This is a genomic window from Facilibium subflavum (assembly GCF_003574485.1).
Taxonomy (GTDB): Bacteria; Pseudomonadota; Gammaproteobacteria; order Francisellales; family Francisellaceae; genus Facilibium; species Facilibium subflavum.
On record NZ_QLIT01000032.1, the window covers coordinates 23,598 to 31,008 of the forward strand.

Below are 7,411 nucleotides of genomic sequence, written 5' to 3' on the forward strand. Positions count from 1 at the left end.
TACTAACGCTATTTATAAATATTGGCTACCTGCGTATTTACCTGAATTGCCTGCGGTGAATTTACATAGAAAAAAGTGCTGATCACATTGGCTATATGCTCTACAAAAGCAAAGTCGCTGGCCTGTTGCACTTCAATAATAATCCCATTAGAAACAGCATTATATTCAATGCTTCTAACGGCTGATTTGAACTTTTGGTAAATATCGATGTATTCAGCACCGCATAGAAATTTAAGTGCGATTAAAAAGGCATCTTTATTTCGCATATCCAAGTCTGAGAAAGCACGAAATACCTGTACAACGCGATCTACATAACGAAAATTATTAATACTTACCCCAGGTTTTAAACAAACGAGCTCATAACGAGTCTGTGCTGCGTTAATGGCATTAGAACTCAGTTTTAGCAAATGCCCATGTGTCACATTTTGTGACCACATTGCTTTGACAAAAACCTTTTTAGATTGTGTTACACTTTCTTTAATATTTTTTGGATAAAAGCCCAACTTGCCCACATGTTTGTGAAAAACATATTCACTAAAAATATGATGATAATATTCTTTATACAACTGATTATTTTCCCAGACTTGATGCACATAAAAGGCACGTGCACTTGGGTCTTCAGCATGGATTAAAGGAATTTTATCATAAGTATCATCAAGTTTTTGCGCGCTGGAATAGCCTTCATATAAATTAAACAAAGGGATAATATTATTTTTGAACAAATTGTCCTTAAAAGCACTAAATTCCCTGATCTCCCCTCGCTTTAATGCGCTTACATCAAAGAGACAAACTGCTTTAATGAGTTTTGCATCACTAAATATTGGCATTTGATCTAATACAACCTTAAATCCCAGGAAGAACTCAGGGGAAGTGAGCATTAAGCGAACCACATCATTCATCGGTAATGTATAGCGTATATCTTCTAAATGTGCCTGACAATGATGTGTGCTTCCATCATCGTAATATAATTCTACCCATATTTTTTCATTGTGAAATAATGCACTTTTGAGCTGTGCTAATCGATACTCAAGCTTACTCCACAAAGCAGGATTTATCCAGAGCTCAAAAGCACATCGATCAAGCTTAGCCGGCGTTTTAGGTTGCAAAGTAACATAGAATATTTCTGACTGCGCTGTATCATCTGTTGTTACTTTAAAATTATTAATAATCACCTGAGATTGTGTCGTATAGATAAAGTGCCGCTTGGCTGAAATATCATAAACATCAAATGATTGCTGTGCTTCTAAATCTAACGACATGTTTTTCATACTCAAAAAAGTATTAACAAGCATATGCTTTGGCAAAGGCATTAATAAGTTTTGATTGTAGCGTGATAAGCGATAATCCTGTTCTTCTCTTAGGTAATGCCGAATATCCTCTTGAATATTTTTACTCAACTGCATAAACGTATTTGTTAACAATTGATAATGACCATCAGATAAATCATCATCTGATTTTTCTTGATCCATAGATTCGGTTAAAAAATCATGCATTTCATTCTCACTAACTTGTTACTGTTGTTGTCTGATTAGGATTCATAAAACTCACTACACCACCACTTGCATAGCTACATAAAGCCTTGTTGCTTAGTGTGTTAACCGGTGCACCTTGTATCATAGTCATTACATTACTTGGCACAAAAGGTGCTGACATCGGCATGCATGGCCATGGATAGACCAAGGGATTCATTAAAGGATTTGTCGGGCTTGAGCAACCTGGAAATGGCGTTAGATTAACCATAGGAATATGATCATTAATATTTGCAGCTGGCTTATTATTCACCATAACCATTGGCCGGATACTACTATAAACACCAGGTGCAATCGCAAAACTACACATCACTTGGGATGTTGCACACGTTAGCATCATGCTTTCTGGTGATCCAGCCTGCACTGCAACAGATGCTGCTTTAGATTGATTGCCCGATACAACCTGATATGTTGTGATAGTACTTGTAAGCCGATCCAATGCTGCTACTTTCTCTTGTGCAGCTGTTTGTACATCTTCTGTGGCACTTGTTGATGCTGGGTCTGCCGCAATGGTATTATCCACAGAGCTTGCACTAACTGCTTCACTTGCCACTGGTGTCTTTGCATGCATTATCGATGATCCAGCGATTGATTGTTTTATTGAGTCAACCTGATCCAGATAACTAACCGCACTTTGATTTACAGGGGCGATATCTGGCAGTGCCGCATTGGCAAGGTAATCATTAATATTGCTTATTTGCTGTGAAATTTGATTAAAATTCTGGCAAGATGACAGGCTTGGCAACAGTTTATCAATATCCGGTACTAAACTGTTAATATCAGGTTTTTGCATACCTGGCTCATTTATTAATTGTTGCAGTTTTTGCATTTCAGGCGCATGTACTTCAGATAGCATTTGATTTGCATGATCACGATCCAGTTTAAAAAACATATCCTGGTAATTTAAAACGCCTTGCAGTTGGGTTTGTAGTGCTTGCACCTGGCTTAATGAAACGCCATCTGGCAGATTTGGCGCATTTACATCAACACTTTGCAGACACTGCATAAGATCATCTAATTGTATTGTGAGCCCATCTGTCAATGGTGGCAGGTTAGTAACATTGATCAATGGCGGAAATGAAAAATTCAATGGTTGTATAAGTGACTGATTCAACCCATCAAACTGTTGCATTAATTGATCAATCAACGCGCTTATATTACTATCTAAGGGGTTATTTAACCCATCCCAGCTCCCAAAATAATTCGTTATTTCAGCCAAGGCATTTGTGATGAAATCAGTCTGAAAAGGCGCAATGTTGACTGGCAATCCCGTTGGCAACCACTGCATGATATCAGCTAAATTTGCACTAACATTTTGGCAAAGGCAATCTGCAGGCGCCATATTAATATTTTGAAATCCAGAAAAGCTCTGCGTGGTTTGAGTTAAACTATCAATGGCATTTTTGGCCGCCTGCGTTGTCTCAACATCTGGTAACTTTGCTTGAGAAATCGCATTTTGCATTGCCACACTATAAGGACCTGTAACTGAATAGGGATCTGGCATTTGAACATTACCAGGGGATTGTATTTCAGGCGATAAAGCATCTAATTTTTTTGAAAAATCTTGTATTTGCCAGGATATATCACTTTCTGGTAAGGATGGCATCTGAGCACATGGGCAAATTGATTGATGTAATAAAGAAGCTTGCTGCGATAGCTGCTCCTGCAAAAGACTTGCTGCAGGCAATGCCTCTTGTAACAAGCCAAGTTCTTGCTGTGCTTTTGCTAAAGCTGACTGATAATTTGCTTTGCTATTTAAATCATTTGGATTACTTACATACGTATCCGCAGATTGATGCAATATAGAAAAACGATTTTGCACTGCAGTTAGATTTTGAGACAATGCTTTATATTCTGGCTTACCCGTTTGTGTCTGTGCAAGTTTTATGCCAGTTGCATTGGTTGCAACCATTTGTGCATATTGCTGTTGAAGCATACCAATTTGCTGTCCAGGCGTATCAGGTAGCTGATTCAACAATTGCTGTTGCTTCTGTACAAGCTGTTGTGATGCTGTTGCAGAACTCAGTTGAGCCGATAAACTATCAGCACTAATAAGCTGCCCTTGAGAAACAAAGCCCACCGCACTTATCCCGCCTTTTTTTGGCAAATCCTGACCGCGGATTGCGTTAATCTGCCCTGTAAAAAAGCGTTTAGCCTTAAGATCTTTCGTTTGCTTTTGTATATTTTCCCACAAACCAGTTGTCTGCTGTAACTGCCGAACCTGTTGAAGCGTTTGACCTTGTGTTGTCTGAGAAAGGCTTTGCAGGTGCGCTGTAATATGCTGGGTATTATTCTCAGCTGGCAATGCCTTTAGCTGTTGATAATGCGCATCAATTGAGGCAAGACTTGCCTGGTCCTTTGAAGATAAACTGATCTGCCCTTGCTGAGACAGCTGTTGCATATTGTTTACAATCACGCGATCAATACCTAAAAGCTCAGGTGTTTGTTGCACCGATTCATGGGTACTATTAGGGTAGCTGCATACACTCATCAATTTTTTATACTGCACCAATGAACCAAAGGATTGATCTGTCTTAGAGAATTGATTTATTTCTGTGCTAAGACCTTCCAGATACTGCTGATAAGCTGCTGTCAAGCTTGAAAATGCTTTGTCTGATGAACTGGCATTAAGGCGCAGAACATCTTGATGCAAGGCGGCTAAATCATCACTATCAGATGAAGCTTTCGACGTTATATGTTCGCTTCCATCTCCAATCTCATGCGCGGGCTTTGTTTCGTTATTATCCTTATTTGTTTCACCTGCATTGATGCCAAGCGCTAAACCAAGCGTTGAAAGATAAGAAGCGCTTGATGCTATATCCTCTTTACTTGGTCGTAATTGACTGAGTTTTGATAAATCCTGCGACTGTGTCTTGCTTACTTGTTCTATTTGACTTGCAAGCTGTTTTTTTGATTGTGAAAATGTTTGGAAGTCTCCCTTTTTTAAGGCGGATTGTGTGCGCAAAAGTGACTGTTTTAAAGAAGTATTTAGCGCATTTGTTTCAGCTGATGTACTGATATTGCTTAATTTTTCCGTAGTTGATAAACCTTGATGAAATTGCTTTAACTGACTTAGCGTTTGATCATTTGCTGGCGTATTTGCCGAAAACTCAGAAAGCGCAATATCACGTCTGATATCCGTTTGCATCTTAGTAAGCGTGTCATTTTGTGCCTTCTCATAAACCGACTTATTACCAAGAAGCTCATAAAAATAGGTCAAAGGTGATTTGTTATTTACTGCCATAAAAACCTACCCAACCGATGTTGGCATGCCTTTAAGTGTTGCTGCCATAGAAGCTTTTAGATCAAGTGCCATACTACTTTCAACACTAACTGCCTGTGAGCCCTGTAATGCAAGGCTTGCTCCTTTAATACTTAAACTACTTCCAGATTCAATAGAAACTGACTGATTGCCTTTGATACTGATATTGTCACCTTGTAATGAAATATCTCCATCTGAAAGTTTTACAGCACTACTGCCAGCAACAAGCTCGATATCTCCATCTTGAAGCGTAACCGTTGCATTTTTTTTATTAATTACAACCTTATCCTGATCCATACTAATAGTTACATCGCCTACTGTCAGTGTAATCGTCTTATCTGCGCTCATCGCATAATCTTGAGAAACTTTTACCTCGGCACTTCCTTGCGCTTTATAACTGATATCACATAATTGATCATCACCTTCACCCTTAACCTGGATATCAACACCATCACTATCCATGGCAACGATATGTTCTGCCATTTTTATGTCTCCTTTTTCACACTATTTCCATCAACCGTAAAGTCAAGTGACTGACCTCGTGGGTTTTCGATCAGGTACTTCCACCCAGAAACAGGCTGGCGCTGCAAGATAAAATAAATCGCCAATGGTGCATCTGACACTGTCATAGATATTTTATTATCTTGCCCTGACAAGAAGACATATCGACGAACACCCTTATCCAAAGACTGTTGTGCAACACTTGTGTATGAAGCTGCCACAAAATCTTTCTGCGCTGCTGGCTGCATAACAATCATCGTCACTGCACTTTCTTTATGCTTATCTGAAACATTCACTTTAACACTTATCGTTGTTGAGTGATACCAAGGGATCCATGCACAGCCGGATAACCCTATGATGCCCATTAAAATTAATACCCCATAAATAATTCGCTTTACTACCCATTGATTCATTTTTTTCCCGCTTACCCTATAACGTTAAACTTTACTTTACTGTCTTATAAAATATCTCTCAAGTGCCTATACTCACTGCGTTATTGGCCACCATCAAATATTAAGCCCTTTTAATCAGCTTTAATACATCAGCATGGACTTGAAAACTTACTTTATAAGGTTTTACTTTGTTATTGTCACTGCTAATCTGCCAGGTACATTGCCATTGGCTATTACATTTAGCAGTACTTAACATTTTAAATAGCGACCACTGCCCGTAATAACTTTGCTGGTAACTTACGTTATCCTGATTAAGCCAGCCCACTGAAATGCCAGGTTGTAATTGCCAGTCATAAGTCAATGTCACAGGAGACTGATCTTTAGTATCAAGCCCTAATACCTGCTCATTACTACCAAGTTGTATAAAACTTAATACCATTTTGTTTATACCATCTAATGATACCTGGGCAAAAGGCAGCGAAGAAATAAACAAGGTTAATGTACTTGGCTTGCCTTGTTTATCCCAAAATGTTTTTTGCAGCTGATCAAAATAATTAAAGGTTTTAAGGTACGGACTTAACGCTTTTTGTTGTTTTGATGACAAACGTTGGTCCAACACCCAGGATTTCTGCGCATCATCATAATGCATAAAAACCTGCAACAGCGCATGCATTTGAAGATAGATTTTACCTTGAGGGCCGAATAAGTCATTCAGATAAGTAGGTGTGACTTGTGATTTGGCCGATAAATCTAAAGGAAACTGTTTTTCTACCAGCGTGGTTTGTGGCGTGATATTACGGTCCCAGTCCTGCTTTACATAGTCAATAAGATAATTAGCTAAACTGTGTTCAACCGTTTTTTCAGGGAATTTGAATAAATTATAAGCTGCCTCATTGTTTGCACCAAGATCTTTAAGTAAATCTGCAAGCTTTGTCACAATAGAGTCTTTTTGTGTTGATTGAAGCTGTTTATACAAAGAAACATAATTATCATAATTTTCCTGATACAGCGTATCACTGATATTAGACAAAATACTTTGATACGCTTTATATTTATCCGAAGCGATAAAATCATTTAACGGTTTAAAGCTGTCAGGAATGATAGACAGTGAGGCAGGCAGATCATCTTCTTTGCTAAAGGTTGTATTTTTCTGGATGAAATCCACAAGGTTTGAAAAAGGCGTATTGGTAGAGGTAATATCAATTAAAAACATCTGCAGACTTTTTGATGATATATGACCAGGAAAAACGTTTTTCAAAAGATTTTTAATCGTTGTAACATAGCTTTGCGCATAATGTGACAGCGCATCTTTTTCCAAAAGGCTTAGTGAGTCGCTGTTAATATCATAGCTTTTTAACAAACTAACAAGGCTTTGATAGCGCTTGATCAAAGGCTTCACCTCACCAAGCAGTACACTTTTTGAATACACTAAGGAAAACTGCGTTACATCACGTGAGAATACGGTTTTAAAACTATATTGATAATAGTTAGATGGATTCAACAGAGAAAATTTACCAGTTTTATTTTGCAGCACTTCTAAAAGCATTGTATTTAACTGTGCATTTAAAAGTATTCCTTTCCACTTTTTCTTATCACTTGTTGAAATATCCTTTCTGTCCTGGAAAAAGTAATCTATTTTTCCGCTATAGCCAAACATTACCTTAACTAACTGAGCAAAGCTATTTAAGGTGTAGTTTTGTGTCTGTGGGGAGCCCATCCATCTAACT

General features: G+C 38.2%; 5 protein-coding genes. All 5 read right to left on the bottom strand.

Going from position 1 to position 7,411, the window contains the following annotated elements; all coding sequences use genetic code 11:
• Window positions 1-8: 8 nt before the first annotated feature.
• Window positions 9-1,493, bottom strand: coding sequence for a type VI secretion system baseplate subunit TssF/IglH (iglH, locus tag DNK84_RS02885; RefSeq protein WP_119343072.1), 1,485 nt, complete (start codon window positions 1,491-1,493; stop codon window positions 9-11).
• 10 nt (window positions 1,494-1,503) lie between these two features.
• Window positions 1,504-4,773, bottom strand: a complete 3,270-nt coding sequence (locus DNK84_RS02890; protein ID WP_119343073.1) for a DUF4280 domain-containing protein — start codon at window positions 4,771-4,773, stop codon at window positions 1,504-1,506.
• 6 nt (window positions 4,774-4,779) lie between these two features.
• On the bottom strand, window positions 4,780-5,274 hold the full coding sequence (gene tssI, locus DNK84_RS02895) for a type VI secretion system tip protein TssI/VgrG (RefSeq protein ID WP_119343074.1): 495 nt from the start codon (window positions 5,272-5,274) through the stop codon (window positions 4,780-4,782).
• A 2-nt stretch (window positions 5,275-5,276) separates the two neighbouring features.
• Window positions 5,277-5,705 carry a type VI secretion system lipoprotein IglE gene (gene iglE, locus DNK84_RS02900; protein ID WP_119343075.1) on the bottom strand — a complete coding sequence of 143 codons (429 nt, stop codon included), beginning with the start codon at window positions 5,703-5,705 and terminating at the stop codon, window positions 5,277-5,279.
• A 100-nt stretch (window positions 5,706-5,805) separates the two neighbouring features.
• Window positions 5,806-7,411 (bottom strand): hypothetical protein (locus DNK84_RS02905; protein WP_162902175.1); only part of this gene is annotated, 1,606 nt, incomplete at its 5' end.

Excerpts from the sequence above, each read along its gene's own strand:
- iglH (WP_119343072.1), bottom strand. The coding sequence starts at position 1,493 with ATGCATGATTTTTTAACCGAATCTATGGATCAAGAAAAATCAGATGAT.
- DNK84_RS02890 (WP_119343073.1), bottom strand. The coding sequence starts at position 4,773 with ATGGCAGTAAATAACAAATCACCTTTGACCTATTTTTATGAGCTTCTT.
- tssI (WP_119343074.1), bottom strand. The coding sequence starts at position 5,274 with ATGGCAGAACATATCGTTGCCATGGATAGTGATGGTGTTGATATCCAG.
- iglE (WP_119343075.1), bottom strand. The coding sequence starts at position 5,705 with ATGAATCAATGGGTAGTAAAGCGAATTATTTATGGGGTATTAATTTTA.